Source organism: Blautia sp. An249 (assembly GCF_002159835.1).
GTDB classification, from domain to species: Bacteria; Bacillota; Clostridia; order Lachnospirales; family Lachnospiraceae; genus Blautia_A; species Blautia_A avistercoris.
In genome coordinates this window covers 151,575-172,250 of the sequence record NZ_NFJL01000005.1, presented here as the reverse complement: position 1 = coordinate 172,250, position 20,676 = coordinate 151,575, and the positions used below count along the sequence as shown (strand labels likewise).

Annotated in this window: 17 protein-coding genes; 14 read left to right on the top strand and 3 right to left on the bottom strand. The window is 44.5% G+C overall.

Going from position 1 to position 20,676, the window contains the following annotated elements; genetic code table 11:
• Window positions 1-4 precede the first annotated feature (4 nt).
• The 5 genes from B5F53_RS06990 to ybaK are packed head-to-tail and all read left to right on the top strand — an operon-like array spanning window position 5 to window position 5,182.
• Window positions 5-1,327 carry a vWA domain-containing protein gene (locus tag B5F53_RS06990; protein ID WP_087221755.1) on the top strand — a complete coding sequence of 441 codons (1,323 nt, stop codon included), beginning with the start codon at window positions 5-7 and terminating at the stop codon, window positions 1,325-1,327.
• Window positions 1,317-2,831 (top strand): AAA family ATPase, encoded by a 1,515-nt coding sequence (locus B5F53_RS06985; protein ID WP_087221753.1) that lies wholly within the window; start codon window positions 1,317-1,319, stop codon window positions 2,829-2,831. The genes B5F53_RS06990 and B5F53_RS06985 overlap by 11 nt, the downstream gene beginning before the upstream one ends.
• Complete coding sequence (locus B5F53_RS06980; protein ID WP_087221751.1) at window positions 2,828-4,048, top strand: transglutaminase domain-containing protein; 1,221 nt, start codon at window positions 2,828-2,830, stop codon at window positions 4,046-4,048. Before B5F53_RS06985 ends, B5F53_RS06980 begins: the two co-directional genes overlap by 4 nt.
• A gap of 17 nt (window positions 4,049-4,065) precedes the next feature.
• The gene (locus tag B5F53_RS06975) at window positions 4,066-4,725 is read left to right on the top strand and encodes a TM7S3/TM198-like domain-containing protein (RefSeq protein ID WP_087221749.1); all 660 of its coding nucleotides are present in this window, start codon (window positions 4,066-4,068) and stop codon (window positions 4,723-4,725) included.
• A complete protein-coding gene (gene ybaK, locus B5F53_RS06970; protein WP_087221747.1) occupies window positions 4,703-5,182 on the top strand; it encodes a Cys-tRNA(Pro) deacylase in 480 nt (159 codons plus the stop codon). The genes B5F53_RS06975 and ybaK overlap by 23 nt, the downstream gene beginning before the upstream one ends.
• Before the next feature lie 47 nt (window positions 5,183-5,229).
• On the opposite strand, the gene B5F53_RS19825 is transcribed toward ybaK, so the two are convergent.
• Together B5F53_RS19825 and B5F53_RS06965 are read right to left on the bottom strand one after the other, a co-directional pair.
• Window positions 5,230-5,397 (bottom strand): hypothetical protein, encoded by a 168-nt coding sequence (locus B5F53_RS19825; RefSeq protein WP_162610549.1) that lies wholly within the window; start codon window positions 5,395-5,397, stop codon window positions 5,230-5,232.
• A 5-nt stretch (window positions 5,398-5,402) separates the two neighbouring features.
• Window positions 5,403-7,034, bottom strand: a complete 1,632-nt coding sequence (locus B5F53_RS06965) for an ABC-F family ATP-binding cassette domain-containing protein (RefSeq protein ID WP_087221745.1) — start codon at window positions 7,032-7,034, stop codon at window positions 5,403-5,405.
• 214 nt (window positions 7,035-7,248) lie between these two features.
• On the opposite strand from B5F53_RS06965, the gene B5F53_RS06960 reads away from it, so the two are divergent.
• The 6 genes from B5F53_RS06960 (at window position 7,249) to B5F53_RS06935 (ending at window position 15,686) form a co-directional block, all read left to right on the top strand.
• Entirely contained in the window at window positions 7,249-7,938 is a 690-nt protein-coding gene (locus B5F53_RS06960; protein ID WP_140398219.1) for a cytochrome c biogenesis CcdA family protein, read from the top strand.
• 178 nt (window positions 7,939-8,116) lie between these two features.
• A complete protein-coding gene (locus B5F53_RS06955) occupies window positions 8,117-8,542 on the top strand; it encodes an RrF2 family transcriptional regulator (protein ID WP_087221741.1) in 426 nt (141 codons plus the stop codon).
• Window positions 8,543-8,786: 244 nt separating this feature from the next.
• A complete protein-coding gene (gene nifJ, locus B5F53_RS06950; RefSeq protein ID WP_087221739.1) occupies window positions 8,787-12,335 on the top strand; it encodes a pyruvate:ferredoxin (flavodoxin) oxidoreductase in 3,549 nt (1,182 codons plus the stop codon).
• A 165-nt stretch (window positions 12,336-12,500) separates the two neighbouring features.
• The gene (locus tag B5F53_RS06945; RefSeq protein ID WP_087221737.1) at window positions 12,501-13,718 is read left to right on the top strand and encodes a transglutaminase domain-containing protein; all 1,218 of its coding nucleotides are present in this window, start codon (window positions 12,501-12,503) and stop codon (window positions 13,716-13,718) included.
• Between the two features lie 137 nt (window positions 13,719-13,855).
• Window positions 13,856-14,074 (top strand): MarR family transcriptional regulator, encoded by a 219-nt coding sequence (locus tag B5F53_RS19625; protein ID WP_140398218.1) that lies wholly within the window; start codon window positions 13,856-13,858, stop codon window positions 14,072-14,074.
• A 217-nt stretch (window positions 14,075-14,291) separates the two neighbouring features.
• Complete coding sequence (locus tag B5F53_RS06935; RefSeq protein WP_087221733.1) at window positions 14,292-15,686, top strand: MATE family efflux transporter; 1,395 nt, start codon at window positions 14,292-14,294, stop codon at window positions 15,684-15,686.
• 52 nt (window positions 15,687-15,738) lie between these two features.
• Here the strand turns inward: B5F53_RS06935 and B5F53_RS06930 are convergent, their stop codons facing one another.
• On the bottom strand, window positions 15,739-17,085 hold the full coding sequence (locus B5F53_RS06930; protein WP_087221731.1) for a RuBisCO large subunit C-terminal-like domain-containing protein: 1,347 nt from the start codon (window positions 17,083-17,085) through the stop codon (window positions 15,739-15,741).
• Between the two features lie 218 nt (window positions 17,086-17,303).
• On the opposite strand from B5F53_RS06930, the gene B5F53_RS06925 reads away from it, so the two are divergent.
• The 3 genes from B5F53_RS06925 (at window position 17,304) to B5F53_RS06915 (ending at window position 20,676) form a co-directional block, all read left to right on the top strand.
• Complete coding sequence (locus B5F53_RS06925) at window positions 17,304-18,317, top strand: sugar-binding transcriptional regulator (protein ID WP_087221729.1); 1,014 nt, start codon at window positions 17,304-17,306, stop codon at window positions 18,315-18,317.
• A gap of 171 nt (window positions 18,318-18,488) precedes the next feature.
• A complete protein-coding gene (locus B5F53_RS06920) occupies window positions 18,489-19,448 on the top strand; it encodes a 2-keto-3-deoxygluconate permease (protein ID WP_087221727.1) in 960 nt (319 codons plus the stop codon).
• Between the two features lie 4 nt (window positions 19,449-19,452).
• Window positions 19,453-20,676 (top strand): four-carbon acid sugar kinase family protein, encoded by a 1,224-nt coding sequence (locus B5F53_RS06915; RefSeq protein ID WP_087221725.1) that lies wholly within the window; start codon window positions 19,453-19,455, stop codon window positions 20,674-20,676.

Below are 20,676 nucleotides of genomic sequence, written 5' to 3'. Positions count from 1 at the left end.
AAATATGAATCCCATATGGCAGCAGCAGGAACAGGAACTGAAAATAGAACATATCTGCACAGAGATTCTGATTCAGTCCAGAAATCAGCTATATTTACAAATGCGTTTTCTGGATGTGGCGTTAAGCAGTCTGCGGTTTGTGCGGGATGATCAGATAAATCCTCTGGGTACAGACGGAGAAAATCTTTATTATCATCCCCAGGGGCTGACCGGGCTGTACCGGGAAGGGAAAAACCAGGTAAACCGGGGCTATCTGCACTGCCTGTTTCATTGTCTGTTTGCCCATATCTATGAAAGAGGAAAAAAAGAAAAGGTATGGGATCTGGCCTGCGATATTGCGGCAGAATATTTATTGGACATGCAGAATGACTCCTGCATCTATCGGAGAAAAAGTTCACTCAGAAGACAGATTTACGGCTGGCTGGAGAAGGAATTAAAGGTGGTTACCGCCCAGGGAATTTACAGGCAGCTTCAGGCAAGAGTCTTTTCCACGGAGGAATGGGAGAACTGGGAACGGGAATTCTATGTGGACGATCACTCCAGATGGGAAGGGAAACAGGAGGAAAAGCCCACTCCCAATCCCAACCGGGAAAAATGGGAGGATAACAGAGAGAAGATGGAAACAGAGATGGAACTGTTTTCAAAAGAAGCATCTGAGGGCAGAGAGGCAATGAAAGATCTGCTCCATGCTGAAAACCGGGAGCGGTACGATTACCGGGAATTTCTGAGAAAATTTGCAGTCTTAAAAGAAGTCATGCAGGTGGATATGGACACCTTCGACTATATCTATTACTATTATGGAATGGAGCGATATGGGAATATGCCCTTGATAGAACCTCTGGAAACCAGTGAAGTGCGTAAAGTGGAGGAGTTTGTCATTGTGATCGATACCTCCATGTCCTGCAAAGAAAGCCTGATAAAGAAATTCCTGGAAGAGACCTATTCCATATTAAACCAGACCCAGAGTTTCCACAGGAAAATTCAGGTTCATATCATTCAATGCGATGATAAAATCCAGAGCGATCGAAAAATTACCAGTTTCGATGAGATGGAAGAATATCTCAGGAAGTTCCAGGTAACAGGACTGGGAGGGACAGATTTCAGACCGCCCTTTGCCTATGTGGAACAGCTTCGGGCCAGGGGACAGTTGTCACACCTGCGGGGGCTTCTCTATTTTACCGACGGCTACGGGACATTCCCGGCGAAAAAGCCGTCTTATGAGACGGCCTTTATATTTATGAAAAGCGACTACCAGGACATAGATGTGCCTCCCTGGGCCATAAAACTGATTATAGATGAGGAAGGAATAAAGGGAAATGAATATTAAACGGGCGAAAGAAGAGATTAAAAACACCATAGAAGCCTATTTACTGAAAAATGAGTTTGGAGAATACGAAATTCTCCCCGTCCATCAGCGTCCGATTTTCCTTCTGGGGGCTCCCGGAATCGGAAAAACCCAGATTATGGAACAGATTTCCAAAGAATGCAGAATAGGGCTGGTATCCTATACCATTACCCACCATACCAGACAGAGCGCCATCGGACTTCCGTTTATATCGGAAAAAGAATACAACAGGGTTCCTCATAAGGTGACCGAATATACTATGAGTGAAATTGTGGCCGCAGTTTACGATAAAATAGAGGACAGCGGTATGAAAGAGGGAATTCTTTTCATAGATGAAATTAACTGTGTATCTGAGACACTGGCCCCGGCCATGCTTCAGTTTCTCCAGTATAAGACCTTTGGAAGCCATCAGATTCCCCAGGGCTGGCTGATTGTGGCGGCGGGAAATCCTCCGGAGTACAACCGTTCTGTCCGGGAGTTCGATGTGGTTACCATGGACCGTGTAAAGAAAATCCAGGTGGAGCCGGATTTTGCCGCCTGGAAGGAATATGCCTATAAAGAAGGAATCCATCCGGCAGTTCTGTCGTATTTGAATCTGCGGCCGGCCAGCTTTTATAAGATGGAAAGTACCGTGGACGGGAAACGGTTTGTTACTCCCAGAGGCTGGGAAGATTTATCCAGGCTTCTTCAGGTCTACGAAAAAATACAGAAAAAAGCAGATCGGGAAGTTATCGTCCAATATCTTCAATATCCCAAAATTGCCAGGGACTTTGCAAACTATCTGGAATTATATGAAAAATATCAGGCAGACTATCAGATAGAAGCTGTTCTGGAAGGAAAAACAGAAGAAATTCTGTTAAAGAAACTTTCCCATGCTGCCTTTGATGAGAGACTGAGCGTAACCGGTCTGATTCTGTCAGGATGCAGCCGGGAATTTGAAAAATCCTGCAGGAAAAAAGAACAGCTAAAAGTTTTGTACCCGATTCTTCTTTCCTGCAAAGAGGTTCTTTTAGGAGAGGGGAAGGAACCGCCTGTGGAATTTATGGAAACGGTGATTTCTGAATACCAGGCCCGGTGGGAAAGGCAGAAAAAGGCAGAGCTTTTAAGCAGAAAGGAACTGCACTGCTGTCTGTATGTGACTGGCAGACTGGAATCCTTCCTTCAGAAAATGAAAAAAGAGGCAGTTACTGACGGGGCTGCTGCATTTGCTCTGTTAAAAGAGGAATTTGCAAAAGAGAAGCAGGAGGCTCTGGAAGCAGAAAGAAAGGCAGGGGAAACGCTGGAACACGCCTTTGACTTTATGGAAGCCGCTTTTTTAGGGGGTCAGGAAATGGTGATTTTCCTTACGGAACTAAATACCGGATTCTACTCCCTGCAGTTTTTAAGTGAGTATTCCTGCAAACGGTATGAACAGTATAACCGGGAGCTTTTATACCGGGAGAACCGAAGAGAAATTCTCAGAAGAATTGAGGAGTTACAAATATGAAAAAAAGAACAGGGAAACCGCAAAAGAGACTTCTGGCCTTCGCAGTTATGCTTCTGGGAATCCTGCTGTGCAGTGGATGTCTGAAAGAAGAAAATCTGAAAGAAAAGGCGGAAATGCTCCTGGATCATGTACCGGAAACGGTATCCTCAGAGCCGGAGGAAGTCCAGAGGTTAAGAGAACAGGAAGTGGCAGCTTCGGACGGAGAGCATCTGGAGTATTATTTCCGGCAGCTTTCTCAGGAGGAGCAGAGAACCTACCGGGAGATTCTGGAGGGGACAAAAAACTGGGAAACAGATATTTATCTTTCCACAGCAGACAGCGATGGCATTGACCGGGCCTATCATGCAATGATGTTGGATCATCCGGAACTGTTCTGGATTCGGAACCGGGAGCTGACTTATAAGACGATTTACGATACGTATACAGTCTTTCAGCCGGGGTATACAGGCACGCCTGAAGAAGCGCAGAGCGTTCAGGCGCAGATGGAAAGCGCCTATCAGGAAGTGGCGCAGGCTGCTTCAGGACAGGATGTCTATAACCAGGCGCGGATTGTATATGAGTATGTAATTAATCATGTGGAATACCAGGCCGGCGAAAACGATCAGAGCCTTGCGGGGGCTTTCGGAGACGGGAAAGCGGTCTGCGCAGGCTACGCCGCCGCCGTCCAGTACCTTCTGGAACGTCTGGGAGCAGAATGCATCTATGTGTCGGGAGACGCCGAAGGGACAGAAGAAGGCCATGCCTGGAACATTGTAAATATGGATGGTATGTATTATTATGTAGATGCAACCAACGGAGATCAGCCGGAGTTTATGGAAGGAAACGCCGAGCAGATGAGTCAGGAAACCATTCTGTATGATTATCTCTGCCCGTTTCCATGGGAATACGAAGTTTCTTATCAGAACGACGGCGAATTTTCCGTCCCATCCTGTACATCTGTGGATGAAAACTTTTATGTGAGAAACGGAAGCTGTTTTACCGGTTATGACTGGGATCAGGTTTACGGATTTGCCTGCAGTATCCTGGACGGAGGAAATTCGCTTATCCGCTTTAAGTATACAGATGAAGAGGGATACCAGCAGGCAAAAAGCGCCCTGCTGGATCAGGGGCAGGTAGAGGAGATTGCCCAGTATTACATGAACATAAACGGTCTGGGGCAGGTACAGTACTATTATGGCTTCATGGATAATCTGAAGACCATTTATTTGAAGTTTTAGACGGGAGTGGAGAGAAGATGGAATTTATTATAAGAATTGGTGAACTCATGGATCAGGTAAAGGGGATGGAAGAACTGACCCGTCTGTCCCAGATTTTCTTTCTGATGGTTCTGGTGATAGGACTTTTAAACTGCTTTCTGGGATACCGCCTGCTTCGTTTCTGGGTGATGCTGGTAGGCTTTGCAACAGGCGCAGTGGCAGGAGCCATGGGGGCTCATACAATGAATCTGAGTAAAACAGCCATATTGGGAATTGCTCTGGCGGCTGCCCTTTTGCTGGCTGCCCTTGCCTTTTTTATCTATAAGGCCGGGATCTTCATTCTCTGTGCCGGAATCGGATGGGCTTTAACCATTTACGCCGTCCATCCTACAACTTCATTAACATTTTTCCTGTGTATTCTGGCGGGAGTGGGCCTGGGGATTCTGGGCGTTCATTTTGCAAAACCTATTATTATAGCAGGAACAGCCATACAGGGCGGCGCTTTTGCCGGAATTGCGGGCGCCCATCTGGTTCAGCTGGAAGAGATGCCCTATGGACTTCTGATTGGAATCGGGACGGCAGTTTTAGGCATACTGGTGCAGGCAGCCACAAACCGGGAAAAGGAAGACGAGGAGGAAGAGGAGCCAGAGACAGAGAGAAAGAAGGTGACCTACAATGAGCAAAGAAGCAAAAAGTAATGCCATGCGGATTCTGGAACGACAGAAAGTCCCCTACGAAGCCATCGTCTATGAGTGCGATGAATTTATTGACGGGATACATACGGCAGAGAAGACAGGAGCGCCCAAAGAGCAGTCCTTTAAAACTCTGGTGATGGAAGGAAAAAGCGGAAACTATTATGTCTTTGTAGTTCCCATTGAAAAAGAAGTGGATCGGAAAGCGGCGGCGAAAGCAGTGGGAGAAAAGACAGTGGATATGATTCCTGTGAAAGACATCAATAAAATCACCGGCTATATCCGGGGCGGATGCAGTCCCATAGGAATGAAAAAGAACTATCAGACGGTGTTCGATCAATCCGCAGAAAATTTCAGTGAAATTTATGTCAGCGGAGGAAGACTGGGACTGACCTTAAAAGTACCTGTGGAAGGACTCCTAAAAGTCACCCGGGGAAAGACCGGAGACATTACAGCCAAATAAAGAACGGCCTTAACAGAGAAAATTTTGTTAAGGCCGTTTTCATAATCTCAGGGATAGTCTTTCTGGCATTCCTTGCAGCGGGAGTCCTGGCTGCAGGTAAAATGCAGAACGGTTTCCTGAATCCGGGAACAGGTTCTTTTTTTAAATATCACCGTATGAACCACCCGGGTATTGTGTTTGGGACAATAGGACTGATAAGTTTCTGTATATTCCATGGTTCTTAATTATCTTCCTCAGACATCGTATACACATGACGTTTCTTAGCCATTTCATCACTGGCCAGATATTCGTCGTAGGTGGTAATCTTGTCTACCAGAGTTCCGTTGGGAAGGATTTCCATAATCCGGTTGGCAGTTGTCTGTACAAACTGATGATCATGGGAAGCGAATAAAAGGACGCCCGGGAATTTAATTAATCCGTTATTCAGGGCGGTAATCGCCTCCATATCCAGATGGTTAGTAGGTTCGTCCAGGATTAAGCAGTTGGCTCCTGAGATCATCATTTTAGATAACAGGCAGCGCACCTTCTCTCCTCCGGATAAAACCCGCACCTTCTTCACACCGTCTTCTCCGGCGAAAAGCATACGTCCCAGGAAGCCTCTTACATAGGTGGCATCCTTAATCTCAGAATACTGGGTCAGCCAGTCTGCAATGGTCAGATCGTTATCAAATTCCTGGGTGCTGTCTTTGGGGAAATAAGCCTGGGAAGTGGTAACGCCCCATTTATAGGTCCCCTCATCCGGTTCCATCTCACCCATCAGAATCTTAAAGAAAGTGGTCTTGGCAAGCTCGTTTGCCCCCACAAAGGCAACCTTATCGTCATGGCCCAGAGTGAAAGTGATATTATCCAGTACTTTCTCTCCGTCGATGGTCTTGGAAAGACCTTCTACCATTAATACCTCATTTCCGATTTCCCGGTTGGGACGGAAATCGATATAAGGATATTTACGACTGGAAGGACGCATTTCATCCAACTGGATTTTCTCCAGGGCGCGCTTACGGGAAGTGGCCTGTCTGGATTTGGACGCGTTGGCGCTGAACCGGGAGATGAATTCCTGAAGTTCCTTGATTTTTTCTTCTTTCTTCTTATTGGCCTCTTTCATCTGTTTGATAAGAAGCTGGCTGGATTCAAACCAGAAGTCGTAGTTGCCGGCATATAACTGGATTTTTCCGTAGTCAATATCGGCGGTCTGGGTACATACCTTATTTAGAAAATAACGGTCGTGAGAAACCACAATCACCGTGTTGTCAAAGTTAATTAAAAACTCTTCCAGCCATTCAATCGCCGGAAGATCCAAATGGTTGGTAGGCTCGTCCAGAAGAAGAATATCAGGATTTCCGAAAAGCGCCTGGGCAAGAAGCACCTTTACCTTGATACTTCCGTTTAAGTCTTTCATAGGCGCATAGTGAAGATCCGTCTCCACACCAAGACCATTTAATAAAGTAGCGGCGTCAGATTCGGCTTCCCATCCGTTCATCTCTGCAAACTCAGCTTCCAGTTCACTGGCACGAATTCCATCCTCGTCAGTGAAATCTTCTTTGGCATAGATGGCCTCTTTCTCCTTCATGATTTCATATAAGCGGGCGTTTCCCATAATCACGGTATCCAGAACCAGGTAGTCGTCATATTTGAAATGGTCCTGCTGAAGGAAAGAAAGTCTCTGTCCGGGAGTGATGGTAACGTCTCCCTTGGTGGGCTCAAGCTGTCCGGATAAAATTTTCAAAAAAGTAGATTTGCCAGCGCCGTTGGCTCCGATGAGGCCGTAACAGTTGCCCTCTGTGAATTTAATATTAACATCTTCAAACAAGGCCTTTTTTCCAACGCGCAGGGTTACATTATTTGCTGCAATCATATACAAACTGCCTTTCTTCTAAATAATAAAGTTTATAGTCGTTTCCATTTTACCTGAATTCTGGGATTTTGCAAGGGAATTTTGCAGGGAGGAAGAAGAAATCTTTTTGACAGGAAGAAGAAAGCATGTTATAACATCAAGACAGATACTATTTACAGAAAGGTTTTTGTAAAAAACGAAAAACCGGTAAAAAGAAAGGGTGAATAAAAACATCGTGAGTGATTGGATTCATATATTAGAAGAAATCATGCGTCAGAATCTGTGGGTGGCTCCTCTTTTAAGTCTGGCGGCGGGAATTATTTCCTCTCTCACCCCCTGTTCCCTGGCATCCATTCCAATGATTCTGGCTTATGTGGGGGCAACGTCCGCCACGCCGAAGAAGGCCTTTCGTCTGTCCCTGGCCATGGCTCTGGGGATGGCAGTTACCTTCGGCGTTTTCGGATCGGTGGCCTCCGTCATCGGTCATATGATGCACGAGGCAGGACACTGGTGGAAAGCAGTCATGGGGATTTTAATGATTCTTATGGCTCTGCAGATCTGGGAGGTGATTCATATCATCCCTCATATCCATATGACAGAAAAAGTAAGCCGCAGAGGTTATACCGGTGCATTTTTAACCGGCGCCTTAAGCGGGCTGTTTGCTTCTCACTGCGCAGTGCCGGTGATGGTGGCCCTTCTGGCGCTGGCGGCGGAAGTATCCAGAGGAATCGGCTGGGGAATCCTGCTGATGGTGTGTTATGCAGTGGGGCACAGTATTTTGCTTTTGCTTGCAGGAACCGGATACGGCTATGTGGAACAGATGATGAAAGATCCCCGGCTGGGAGCAGTGAACAAGTGGCTGCGGATTATTCTGGGTGTGATTATTTTAGCAGTGGGGCTGGTCATGCTCCTGGGAGAAAGCTAACCACGGAAAAAGCTAACCACGGAAAAAGCCCGGCTTTCTTTCTGAGTTAGAAGTTCTGAAGCCCCGGATTCGTCAAAAAAGGGAAAATTTGCCAATCATTTAAGAGTCAGAAAACTTGACGAAATTTGAGGAAACAAGTATAATTTTAAAGTAATCAGAAAGAAAGGTAAGACATACCATGTTTATTACGAGGGAATGCGATTATGCAGTTCGGGTGATTCGGGCGCTGGCCGGAGAAGAGCGGCTGAGTGTGAGCGAAATATGCGAAAAAGAAGATATAACAGCCCCTTTTGCTTATAAAATATTGAAAAAACTGCAGAAGGCGAAAATTGTATGCGGATACCGGGGTGTACACGGGGGATATGCACTGGATAAGAGCCTGGAAGAGATTACCCTTTTAGGAATTTATCAGGCCATCGATCCCAATATGCTGATTGTGGAATGTCTGGATCCGGCATACTCCTGCAGCAGACACAGTGCAAAAGGAGGTCTGTGCAAAGTACATCAGGAACTGTACAAAATTCAGGAACAGTTATGGAAACTGCTGTCGGAAAAATCCTTAAAAGAGATTCTCGACGGAGAAGAGGAAACAGAGACAGATTAGGAAAAGGAAGATGAGGCAAAGAAGTGTCCGAAGAGACGAAGTTTGCGCATCTTCTTTTTTTACGGGAAAGCCGTCTTTTTCAATATCAGGAATGTACGAAAATAGATACATAAAAAACCCGGGAAAGCCGTTGGACATTTACTGGATAGTATGCTATAATTATCAATGGACTTTTAGGGGAAAAAGACCCTTAAAAATAAGATTTTTCATTATAATTCATGAAACCTTTAAGGAGGAAAAAACTATGGCAAGAAAGATGAAAACCATGGATGGTAACCATGCAGCCGCTCATGCTTCCTACGCATTCTCTGATGTAGCTGCAATTTACCCCATTACCCCTTCTTCTGTAATGGCAGAAGCTACAGACGAATGGGCAACCCAGGGAAGAAAGAACATCTTTGGAAGGGAAGTACAGGTTACAGAAATGCAGTCTGAGGCAGGCGCAGCAGGTGCTGTACACGGCTCTCTGGCAGCAGGCGCTCTGACCACCACTTACACAGCATCTCAGGGTCTTCTTCTGATGATCCCGAACCTGTATAAAGTTGCAGGCGAGCAGCTTCCGGGCGTATTCAATGTTTCTGCACGTGCGCTGGCAAGCCATGCATTATCTATTTTTGGTGATCATTCTGACGTTATGGCCTGTCGTCAGACAGGATGCGCGCTTCTGTGTGAATCTTCCGTTCAGGAAGTTATGGACTTAACTCCGGTTGCACACTGCGCAGCAATCAAAGGAAAAGTTCCGTTTATCAATTTCTTCGACGGATTCCGTACTTCTCATGAAATTCAGAAAATTGAAACATGGGATTACGAAGATCTGAAAGAAATGGTAGATATGGATGCAGTGGAAGAATTCCGCAACAATGCGTTAAATCCGAATCATCCATGTCAGAGAGGTTCCGCACAGAACCCGGATATTTTCTTCCAGGCAAGAGAAGCATGTAACCCATACTACGATGCTCTTCCGGCAGTGGTACAGGAATACATGGACAAAGTAAACGCAAAGATCGGTACAAACTATAAACTGTTCAACTACTATGGAGCAGAAGATGCAGAACATGTAATCGTAGCAATGGGTTCTGTAAACGATACGATTGAAGAAACCATCGATTACCTGATGGCAGCAGGCAAAAAAGTCGGCGTTGTAAAAGTTCGTCTGTACAGACCATTCTGCGCAGAAGCTTTAGTAGACGCAATCCCGGAATCTGTAAAACAGATTTCTGTTCTTGACAGAACCAAAGAGCCGGGCGCTCTTGGCGAGCCTCTGTATCTGGATGTTGTAGCAGCTCTGAAAGGAACAAAATTCGACGCAGTTCCTGTATTCTCCGGACGCTACGGATTAGGTTCCAAAGATACAACACCGGCACAGATTGTTGCTGTATACGAAAACACAGAAAAAGAAAAATTCACCATCGGTATTGTGGATGATGTTACCAACCTTTCACTGGAACTGGGCGCTCCGCTGGTAACTACACCGGAAGGAACCATCAACTGTAAGTTCTGGGGTCTGGGCGCAGACGGTACGGTAGGCGCTAACAAAAACTCCATCAAGATCATCGGTGATAATACAGATATGTATGCACAGGCATACTTTGATTATGACTCCAAAAAATCAGGCGGCGTTACCATGTCCCACCTGCGTTTTGGTAAGAAACCGATCAAATCCACTTACCTGATCCATAAAGCAAACTTTGTTGCCTGCCACAATCCTTCTTATGTGAATAAATATAACATGGTACAGGAACTGGTAGACGGCGGTACATTCCTTCTGAACTGCCCATGGGATATGGAAGGTCTGGAAAAACATCTTCCGGGACAGGTAAAAGCATTTATCGCTAACCACAACATTAAATTCTATGTAATCGACGGTATCAAGATTGGTAAAGAAATCGGTCTGGGCGGACGTATCAACACCGTACTTCAGTCTGCATTCTTTACTCTGGCAAACATCATTCCGGAAGAGCAGGCAATCGACCTGATGAAAGCCGCTGCCAAAGCTACTTACGGAAGAAAAGGCGATAAGATCGTACAGATGAACTACGATGCAATCGACGCCGGTGCAAAACAGATCGTGGAAATTCAGGTTCCGGAAAGCTGGAAAGATGCACAGGACGAAGGCCTTGCATTAACCCATGCAGAAGAAGGACGTCAGGAAGTTATTGACTTTGTAAACAACGTACAGGCAAAAGTAAGCGCTCAGGAAGGTAATTCACTTCCGGTATCTGCTTTCAAAGATTATGTAGACGGTACTACTCCATCCGGTTCTTCCGCATATGAAAAACGTGGTATTGCTGTAGATATTCCGGTATGGCAGCCAGAAAACTGTATCCAGTGTAACCGTTGTTCTTACGTATGTCCGCACGCAGTTATCCGTCCGGTTGCCTTAACCGAAGAAGAAGCTGCTGCAGCTCCGGAAGGACTGGCTACTCTGCCGATGACCGGTATGAAAGAATATAAATTCGCTATGGTAGTTTCTGCTTACGACTGTACAGGCTGCGGTTCCTGTGCAAATGTCTGCCCAGGAAAGAAAGGTGCAAAAGCCCTTGTAATGCAGAACATGGAAGCAAACGCAGACTGCCAGAAATACTTCGATTACGCTGCGAAACTGGAAGAAAAAGCAGACGTTATCGCAAAATTCAAAGAAACAACTGTAAAAGGCAGCCAGTTCAAGCAGCCTCTGCTTGAGTTCTCAGGCGCTTGTGCAGGATGTGGTGAAACACCTTACGCAAAACTGATCACTCAGTTATTCGGTGACAGAATGTACATTGCAAACGCAACAGGATGCTCCTCTATCTGGGGTAACTCTTCACCATCCACACCATACACCGTAAATGCAAAAGGCAGAGGACCTGCATGGGACAACTCTCTGTTTGAAGACAACGCAGAGTTCGGTTATGGTATGCTGTTGGCAAACAATGCAATCCGTGAAGGTCTGAAAGAGAAAGTGGAAGATCTGGTAGCAAACGGAGAGAACGCAGATGTGAAAGCAGCAGGACAGGAATGGTTGGATTCCTACGGATGCGGCGCAACCAACGGCACAGCAACTGACAAATTAGTTGCAGCTCTGGAAGCATGCGGATGCGACAAAGCAAAAGAAATCCTGAAACAGAAAGATTTCTTAAGCAAGAAATCCCAGTGGGTATTCGGTGGTGACGGATGGGCATACGACATCGGATTCGGTGGTGTTGACCATGTACTTGCCAGCGGAAAAGACATCAACATTATGGTATTCGATACTGAAGTTTACTCCAACACAGGCGGACAGTCTTCCAAGGCTACACCTACCGGAGCAATCGCTCAGTTCGCAGCAGGCGGTAAAGATGTGAAGAAGAAAGACCTTGCTTCCATCGCTATGAGCTATGGCTACGTATATGTTGCACAGATCGCTATGGGTGCAGACTTCAACCAGACAGTAAAAGCTCTGGCAGAAGCAGAAGCATATCCGGGACCGTCTCTGATCATTGCTTACGCTCCATGTATCAACCATGGTATTAAGAAGGGCATGAGCAAAGCACAGACAGAAGAAGAATTAGCTGTTAAGTGCGGATACTGGCATAACTTCCGCTTCAACCCGGCACTGGCTGAAGAAGGAAAACCTGCCTTTACTCTGGACAGCAAGGAACCGGATATGTCCGGATACCAGGAATTCCTGGACGGCGAAGTACGTTACAACTCTCTGAAACGTTCTAATCCGGAAAAAGCAGAAAAACTGTTTGCTGTAAACGAAGCTCAGGCAAAAGCAAGATACGATTACCTGAAGAAACTCATCACACTGTATGGTGGAGAAGAGAAATAAAAAAAGAACGAAAAGTTCTGAATCATAAAAGACTCCCGGGCAGCCAAAAAACTCTTTACTGCCCGGGAGTTTTTATAAACGAAAAACAAATTTACAGTCGGGGTCTGTTATGATATGAAAAAGAACAAAAGAAATAAAAACAAATGAAAAAGAAGGAGAGACATTATGGGGAAAGCAGGAAAATTCTTGAAATTTTTAGCAGGCACGGCGGTTATCGGGCTGTTGGGAGCACATTTTATAACGGGGTATACGGTAGAGGATGTTCTTAATATGAAAAAAGAAGAAAGAGATCCCACCTATACGCCTCAGAAGGATATCGAAGAGAAAATCCACAAGGCAGTAAAAAACAGAGAAGAAGAAGTAACGATCGTCAATAAGGAATGGTATCAGGATTCTCAGGTGTGGGATCAGGTACGCAAGATTGCACATAATGCAGTGCTGGAAGAACCGGAGCTGTTCTGGGCGGAAATCAGAACCGGATATAACTTTCTGGGAGGAACTAAAGAGGAGCAGGATGAGAAATACAAAGATGAGATTACTTTTTCTCTGAGTTATCAGGACGAGAGTGAAGTTCAGAGAAAACAGGAAGAAATTGATAAAGCAGCACAGGAATTTTTATCCGACCTTCCGGCGAACTTAAGTGACTGGGAAAAGGCGAAATGGGTTCATGACAAACTGATTACCTGGATTACTTATGAAGAAAACGAAGAAGAAGACAACGGAAATCTGTACGGAGCGCTGGTTCTGAGAAAATGTGTGTGCAACGGGTACTGTATGGCCTATGAATATCTCATGAATGAACTGGAGATTCCCTGCGACACCATAGTGGGCTATACTTCTGAACTGGCGAAAGAGATCAATGACAGCTCTATCTATTCCATGATGTCAAGTCACGCCTGGAATGTGGTGACCATTGAAGAAAACGGTCAGAAAAAAAGTTTCTATGTGGATGTGACCTGGGATGACCGGGATAAAAAAGATGCACAGGGGAAGGATTATATCGTCAATAACTGGTTTGGAGTCATGCCGGAAGATATGGAGAAAGCAGAGCGTCTGAGCGACATGGAAGGATATGAAGGAGACGACGCCGGAGAATTCCAGGAAGACTGCAATTATTACGTTCGCAATGGATATGTATTACAGGGATATCAGACGGAAGCAGCTAAAAATGCATTCCAGAAACAGATTCAGGAAGGAAACAATGTACTGACCCTGCGCTGGACAAACCAGGAAGATTACGAAGCAGGATTTGCCAGTCTGATTGATAATGGAGAAATTCATACAATCCTGCAGGAATTAGGGGTGGTGCGTGAAACCGTAGAGTATGAAGAAAAGAATATACTTGACTTCAGGAATCTGTATATGATGAATATTTACTTATAGGCGGCAGGAGAGGATATTACCAGAAGGTAGTATCCTCTTTTATGGTAATAGGAAAAAAATATTATTGCGGACGCAAATAGACAATAGTATAATAATTATACGGAAAAAGTGAAATTGAAGCTGCCGGAGGGAAAAATATGGAATTAATTAAGTGGCTGTCTGTTGCAGACAGACATGCAAAGATGTATCTGGATCACCAACTGTCTCCATTTCATTTAAATAGCAGCCATCATATGTATGTGGTAAAAATATGCGAAAATCCAGGTATTACACAGGATCAGTTTTTCAGCTTTTTTTACAAGAATCCCAGCAATGTCACACGAGCCATTGCTCATTTGGAAAAAAAGGATTTCTAATCCGCCAGAGAAGTAAAACGGATAAGAGAACCTGTCGTCTTTACCCAACGGACAAGGCAAAAGAAGCTTATCCTAAAATCCGGGAAATAATCCGATACGGAAATGAGCGGCTGCTGAGAGATTTTAATGAAGAGGAACAGGAAGAATTTCAGAGATTAATAAAAAAAATAGCCCTTTCCGCAGTTTCCATGCAAAAAGAAAACGAGGAGGAAAATACATGGGAGAAAGAACCGTAGAGCAGGCGAATCCACTGGGATACGAAAAACTTTCCAGACTTCTGAAAGGATATGCCATCCCCAGCGTGGTGGCCATGTTAGTTAGTTCTCTTTATAATATTGTGGATCAGATATTTATCGGACAGGGAGTGGGTTATCTGGGTAACGCGGCGACAAATGTATCTTATCCCCTGACAACCATATGTCTTTCCATCGCCCTGCTAATTGGAATCGGAAGCGCTTCTCAGTTCTCCCTGCAGCTCGGGGCAAAAGAAGAGGAAAATGCAGCGCGTACCGTTGGAACAGCAGTGGCTATGATGATTGCATCCGGTATTTTGTATTTTATACTGATTGAGATTTTTCTTCATCCACTGTTAAATATTTTCGGCGCCACGGCAGACGTTATCCCTTATGCGGAGAGTTATACCAGAATTACGGCTGTGGGAATGCCTCTTTTAATCGTAATGAACGGTATGAGCAACCTTGCCAGGGCAGACGGAAGTCCCAAATATTCCATGGCCTGTATGCTGACAGGGGCGCTTATCAATACCATTTTAGATCCCATCTTTATCTTTGTATTTGATATGGGAGTAGCGGGAGCGGCCTGGGCTACCGTCCTGGGGCAGGTTGCATCCTTTGCCATGGCTTTGAATTACATACGGAAATTTAAACATGTCCGCCTGAAAAAGGAATACTTCCGTCTTAAATGGAAAGAAGGACTGATCATTGCATCCCTGGGTATGAGCAACAGTTTAACCCAGCTTGCGCTTACCTTCGTGCAGATTGTGCTGAATAATTCCCTGAAATATTACGGGGCTCAATCCATTTATGGAAGTGAAATTCCTCTGGCAAGCTGCGGAATCGTAATGAAAACCAACGCCATCTTACTGGCGGTAATTATCGGAATTTCCCAGGGCTCCCAGCCCATCATCGGATTTAATTACGGAGCGAAACAATATGAAAGGGTCAGAGGAATTTATAAACTTGCCATTACCTGCGATCTGGTGATTTCTGCTGTGGGATTCCTGTTATTTCAGTTATGTCCCGGCCAGATTGTAGCTGTTTTCGGAAGCGTGGACGATGCCCTGTACTACGAATTTGCCATCAAGTTTATGCGTATATTCCTGTTTATGGTAATTATCAATGGAGTTCAGATGCTGTCCTCCAACTTTTTCGCAGCCATTGGAAAGCCTATGAAAGGTGCGCTCCTGTCCTTAACACGTCAGGTGCTCTGTCTGATTCCGCTGATTCTGATACTCCCTCTTTTCCTGGGGATTGACGGGATTCTCTTTGCAGGGCCGTTTGCAGACGGAATTGCGTTTTTAATTACCACAATTTTTATATCCCGCCAGATGAAGCAGATACGGCAGATGGAAAAAGCAGTGCAGACAATATAACAACAAAAAGCGCCGTCGGATATAAACTCCGACGGCACTTTTATAAGCAGATTTAAATGGCATAGAGATCCTTGCTGTGATCCTCTCCGTAAATTCCCCATTTCTGAATAGCAGCGTCCAGTTCCTTGCAGGATTTGGCTTTTTCACGTAACGGAATGTTATTCATAACTGCGTCAATAGCATTACGGAAAGCAATGGCTCCGGCTCTTGGTCCCATTGGATGTGCATGAATACCGGCTCCCACGCCCAGAAGCAGGTCAGGACCGCAGTCATCCATAAATTTAGCCACAAGACCAGGAACAACTCCACCGCCAACAAAGGGAAGCATAGGTTTCAAGTCGTAGAATTTCGCTTTGGAAGTATTGACATTGGTAATGTAATTATCAAAGGTATTATCAAATTTTCCATACGGAGGCTGAGTCAGATAAATATCGGCGCCGCTCATACGCACTAACTTATTTACTACCTTAGAGCTGATACCCTGATTCGGAGAACAGGTAAATGCGCCGTTAAAGCAGGAATGTGCCAGAATCGGAACTGTAATTTCCGGATCTTCAGCCAACATTCTTACAGCGGTATATCCGGTACCGTGAATATCTACCATGATACAGTTTCCGCCGTTGTTAATGACGGTCATTGCATTGTCTTTCAGACGGCATACCTCATCGGTAATATTACATGCATATAAAGTTGTTTCTCCCTTGATTTCCTTTGCACGTTCTACCGCTTCCATATTCAGTTTTACACGATCGGCAAGTTTGTTAAAGGAACGGTCGCCGCCGATAAGTTCGTCGTCTTTAATAATGTCTACGCCGCCGGCAGCAGCCTCGAAGAAGAGCTTCGTTCCCACTTCAGGGGTATATCCGGTACAGGGCTTAATCATATTGTTTAAAATAGGACGATCATATGCCTGCAGCATATCACGGATTCCCTGAATACCGAATTTCGGGCCCTGGAAAGGCTCTACATATTTTCTCGGGAAATCAATATCCAGTAATTTTAAATAAGGCATGGACATAATATTTCCACAGATGGATCCAATTAACAGAGGGATATTATTCTCGATATTTGCAACAGGGTAACCGATACGGATTACATAGAAGCGCATACCGCCGGGAGCTACATTTATATTCACATCGGTCTGATTTTCATAATTATGGGGTACTTCGTATACACCAATAATTTTCGAAGCATAGGACTGACGCATTTCATTTGTTTCTTCCGGCACGTCCACCCAGGATCCGGTTGTCTGCTCGATACCAATACTAACGGCTTTTAAAATAGCTCCTTCTTCTTTCTCGGCGCCAATCAGGTAAGTTGCCACGCAGAGATCGTCAATGTCACATCCTTCATAAAGCGGGTTTAAAAGGGGACTGTAAAATCTGTTCTGTTCAATCATTTTTATTCCTCCTGTTTGTTTTCATAATTTGTTTGTCTGTATCTTTGTGCCTTTACTATAACCAGAGAAACAGAACCCCACAACTATGAAAATATTTGCAATACCTGAGAATATATGCTGAAAATATTTTCATAATGGAAAATATTTCTGGATTTCATTATACTAATAATAACAAATGGTTTCGGATGTAAAGATCACACAAAGGAGAATGAGCAGCAATGAATTTTGATAAATACAATCAATCCTCTTTTTTAGTCATTAAAGCAGCATATCTTTATTACATAAAAGAAAAACCACAAAATGTAATAGCAGAAGAATTAAATATATCAATTACCACAGTATCCAGACTGTTAAAAAGGGCTAAGGAAGAAAGAATCGTACAATTTGTAATCCGCGATAATTATATAGAGTGTATTGAACTGGAGGCAGAATTAAAAGAAGCTTTTCAGCTGCAAAATGTAATTATTGCCCCGTCTTCTTTCTATCCGGAAGAAGACGGAGAAAATGAAGATCCGGAGTCCGATAAGAAACTGGTGGCATTGGAAGCGGCAAGATATTTGCAGAGAATCATTCGCCCGGGGGATACGCTGGGAATAACCTGGGGAAGTACGGTATATGAAATGATTAATTATCTGAACCCTGCACAAAGAGTGGACGCTACATTTGTCACTTTGCATGGAAGTCTGGCGGCCTGCAAAGATGAGTGGGATGTGAGAACTCTGGTGCAGCGGCTGGCAAAAGCCTTTTCCGGAAAAAAATATGCGTTTCTTTCAGATGCATTAATGAGTTCCAGTGAAACAGTTGTTGCTTTAAAGAAAGAGAAAAGATTTGCGCAGATGTATAAAATTTTTGATAAAGTTGATATTTCTATCTGTGGAATCGGCTCCTTTTATCCGGAGGTAACTACGATACTGGCCAGTCCCAGCTATATAGAGGAAAAACTCAGAAAACAACTGGAAGATAAAGAAGTGGTGGGGGATATTGCACTTCGTTTCTTTGACAAAAACGGGAAGGAGTGTGAGACGGATCTGAAAGAGAGGACCATTTCCATCGATTTTGAGACTTATAAGAAAATACCTCAGAAAATAGCAATCGCATCAGGCAGATATAAGGCGCACACGGTTTATTATGCGCTGATAGCCGGACTGATTGATGTTCTGATTGTGGACAGTAAGCTGGGAACAGAGTTAATCCGACTGTATCAGAAGAATAAAGAAAAGAAAGACAGATAAAGCAGGGCTTCTATTTTCTTCACTGAAAAAATTTTCAATCTGTATCTCATAAAAAATCAGAGGTATATTAAAATTACACAGAAATTCCTGAACCATGTGGCCACGAATCCCAGGAAGGAAAGCAATTTTCAAGATGAAGTATGTAAATTACAGATTTGGAGGAAGTAGAAAATGATTATGAAATTTCTTAATCGGGTACCAGCAGGAATGATGGTAGTTCCGCTGATCCTGGGGTGTATTGTTAATACGTTTTTTCCGGAAGCTCTGCAAATCGGGGGAATTACAACGGCCACTTTTTCCAGCGCCGGATCCTCTTGCTGTCTGGGAATCCTGCTTTTTTGCATGGGAACGAAGCTCCATATAAGAGAAATGCCGGCAGTACTGAAACGAGGAGGGGTTTTACTGCTTGCTAAATTTGCAGTAGGATCCGCCATTGGAATTATTATCGGAAAGGTTTTAGGTCCGGCAGGTTTTCTGGGGATTTCCAGTATGGCTATTATCTGTGCAGTAACAAACAGCAATGGTTCTGTCTATTACGCACTGATGCAGCAGTACGGGGACGATAAAGACTGTGCGTGTATGCCTATTCTGGCCATCAATGACGGCCCTTTTTTGACACTGGTTGCCCTGGGAGCATCCGGACAGGCAGAGATACCTTATATGAGCCTGCTTGCGGCGTTAATACCGATTCTGGCAGGTATGCTGCTTGGAAATCTGGATCATAAGATGACAGAGTTTTTCGGGCCGGTAGGAAATGCTGTAATTCCTTTCGTAGGATTTGCCCTGGGGGCGGGAATCAATTTCGGCAGTATTGTTGAAGGCGGAATTTCCGGAATCATTCTGGCAGCAATTGTTATTTTTGTGGGAGGAGCCTTTATCTGTCTTTGTGATCGGCTTATCAGCCGGCGTCCGGGTTATGCCGGATGGGCTTGTGCTACAACGGCCGGAAATGCAGTAGCCGTCCCGGCGGCTATAGCGATTGCGGATACTGCCTGGGAACCCTATGTTTCAGTGGCCACAGTTCAGGTTGCAGCGTGTACAGTGCTGTCAGCATTGATTGTACCGTTTATTGTAGCATGGTGGGCAAAGAAATTTGGATGTCCCAAATATCCGCTGGAGAGTAAGGAGTAAACAAATGGGAAAAATTTTAATGATTGCGGATGATTTTACCGGTGCAAGCGATGCAGGGGTTCAGATGACAAAAAACGGGATAGACGCCCATATCGTTTTTGACCCCAGCGATGTGGAACCGGGAAAATCCTATGTAATTGATTCGGAATCCAGAAATATATCAGCAGAAGAAGCCTATCAGAAAGTAAAGGATATTCTTCAGAATGTAAAAAAATATTCCTTTGAACATTATTACAAGAAGATTGATTCAACGCTCAGAGGGAATATTGGATCCGAATTAAAAGCAGAATTAGAAGAAATTCATCCGGATATGATTGTATTTAATCCTGCAAATCCAGATTCTGATCGGACGGTAGTAGACGGAATCCTCTATTTTGGAGGAAAAAGGGTGATGGAGACAGAAATTATGCGAGATCCCCTGTGCTTTGTAAAAGACGACAATCTGAAATCCATGATCGAAAAAGAAATGAAAGAAACCGTGCAGCATATTTCACTGACGGATGTCAGAAATAAATCGTTTCATCTGAACGGATCCAGATTTCTGACATTTGATGTGCTGGATAAGCGGGATTTGGAGAATGTGGTTGAATTTGTATTGAAGCAGAAGGATAAAAAAATTCTCTGGGTAGGTTCTGCAGGGATGGCAAATGCACTTTTTAAAGCTTTTCGTCCGAAATATCCTGTGTTGTCGTTAATCGGAAGTATCAGCGATACCTCACGGGCGCAAGTGAATAAAGCGCTGGCAGAAGGAGCAAGTCTGGTTAAAATGGATATAGGAGATTTGCTGAAAGGAGGAAATCTGGAGACGGTTGCTGAAAAAGCAATTTCAGAACTAAAAGCAGGACAGGATGTAATCGTTACCTCGGCCCGGGAACTGGCGGACTATCATGCAGCAGTTACGGAAGGAAAATCCAGGGGAATGAAGCGTACAGATGTGGCAAAATATACCCAGGAAATGATAGGAAAACTATCGTCAATGATTTTGAAAGAAGCAAAAGTAAGCGGTTGTTTTCTGACCGGGGGAGACACAGCAATCAGTGTAAGCAGACATAATCACGCGCACGGAGCAACGATACAGAAAGAAGTTCTGGCGACAGTTGCGCTGGTTCTTCTGGATGGAGGAGATCATCCCGGACTGCCGTGTGTTGTAAAGGGCGGTTCTATTGGAGATGAGAATACACTGACAGAGGCAATTAAATTTATAAAGGATTACATAAGAGAGGTGTAG